The sequence below is a fragment of the Kitasatospora sp. NPDC002965 genome (assembly GCF_040611255.1).
Lineage (GTDB): Bacteria > Actinomycetota > Actinomycetes > Streptomycetales > Streptomycetaceae > Kitasatospora.
In genome coordinates, this window is sequence record NZ_JBEXNT010000205.1 from 1 (window position 1) to 1925 (window position 1925).

Genomic DNA, 1925 nt, shown 5'->3' on the forward strand with positions numbered 1-1925 from the left:
CTTCCCCCCCCCCCCGCTCTCCCCACCCCCCCCCGCGCCCCGCCCGGAGCCCCCGCCCGGGCCGGGGGCACGCGGAAGCGTGCCCCCGGCCTGCGGCGCTGCCTTCACGCGGGCCGCGCAGAGCCGGGGCGTGATCCTCGCGGATCGCGCCCTTTCGCACTTCGGGAGCCGCGCTCCACGCTCTCGTGCGTACAGGAACCATTGCGCACGCTGGGATCGGGCGCCTCCCGAGGCCCCGACAGACCGCGCGTGCCGCAAGTCGCCGGCTCCCCCCTCCAGTCCCCGTGACCGACCTCGTCAAGGGACGGCTTCGCTCCCTGTCGCCTCGACCGGAGCCACCGCTCCCGCATGCCGGCCGCCCGCTCGTCCGCTCCTCCGGGCCCCCGGGCCGGCCGGACCTCCAGCACGCGACCTCGAACGAAGGGGAAGACCATGACCACCCCCGTCCCGTCCCGCATCACCCTGGTGAACGGCAGCTTCGAGCAGCCCCCCATCGGCAGCGGCAACGCGATCCTGCCCGACGCCTCCCAGGCCTCCAGCCCGAACCACGTCCCGGGGTGGCTGACCACCGCCACCGACCACCTCATCGAGATCTGGCACGACGGCTTCAACGGAGTCCCCTCCGCCGACGGCGCCCAGTTCGCCGAACTCAACGCCAACCAGGTCTCCACCCTCTACCAGGACCTGCCCACCACCCCGGGCGCCACGCTGTACTGGCGGCTCTACCACCGCGGGCGGCTGGGCCAGGACACCATGGCCCTGGACATCGGCAGGCCCGGCGCGGCCGTCCAGCAGCGACAGTTCACCGACGGCAACACCGCCTGGGGCTTCTACACGAGCACCTACACCGTCCCGGCCGGGCAGACCACCACCCGCTTCGCCTTCCGCTCCGTCTCCTCCGCCGGCGGCAACCAGTCGGTCGGCAACTTCCTCGACGGCATCTTCTTCGGCACCGCCCCGGCCGTCACCCTCACCAAGTACGCCATCCCCGACGGGCCCCTCGAAGTGGGTGACATCATCACCTACCGCGTGGTCGTCAGGAACGAGGGCGGTGGCAACGCCGACGCCCTCGTCCTGACCGACGCCGTGCCGAGCGGCACCACCTACCTGCCCGGATCCCTGCGGATCGTCAACGGTCCCAACACCGGCGCGAAGACCGACCGGCAGGGCGACGACCAGGCCCACTTCGACCCGGCCGGCGACCGGGTGGTGTTCAACCTCGGCAACGGCGCCACCGCCGACCGGGGCGGCAGCCTGCCCAACACCGACGCCCTCCCGAACGGCACGACGGTGGAGTACCGGGTCACCATCGACGAGGCCAGCGCCGGCGGACACGTCACCAACACCGCCACCGCCGCCTACGAGAACCGCCTCGGCCCCACCCCCCAGGCCCTCACCGCCACCTCCAACCAGACCGACACCCAGGTCCTGCCGGCCGCCGACCTGAGCGTCGTCAAGTCCGCCGACGCCACCACCGTCACCGTCGGCCAGACCGTCACCTACCGCGTCACCGTCCGCAACGCCGGACCCGACACCGCCACCCACGTGACCGTCGCCGACAGCCTCCCGGCCGGCCTGGTCTTCGTCTCCGCCGCCGCCGACACCGGCACCTACAGCCCCGACACCGGCCTGTGGAGCGTCGGGACGCTGCCCGTCGACGCCTCCGCCACCCTCGTCCTCCGGGCGAAGGCCACCGCCACGGGCCCGGTCACCAACACGGCCAGGGCGCACGCGACCGAGACCGACCTCCACCCCGCCGACAACACCGACTCCGTCACCGTCTGCGTCGAGGCCGCCCCCACCTGCTCGCCCTGCTCGAAGCCCGGCTCCAGGAAGGCGGGCGGCTGAGACCCGCCCGGCGACCGCGCGGGCTCCCGTCGCGGACGGGGGCGGCGTGGACTCGAGCTCCGGCGGCACCGGCGCCC

The 1925-nt window shown here is 73.9% G+C and carries 1 protein-coding gene; it reads left to right on the plus strand.

What is annotated here, in order from left to right:
- Positions 1-432 precede the first annotated feature (432 nt).
- Entirely contained in the window at positions 433-1848 is a 1416-nt protein-coding gene (locus ABZY91_RS39600; protein ID WP_355408812.1) for a hypothetical protein, read from the plus strand.
- Positions 1849-1925: the final 77 nt, after the last annotated feature.

Excerpts from the sequence above, each read along its gene's own strand:
- ABZY91_RS39600 (WP_355408812.1), top strand. The coding sequence starts at position 433 with ATGACCACCCCCGTCCCGTCCCGCATCACCCTGGTGAACGGCAGCTTC.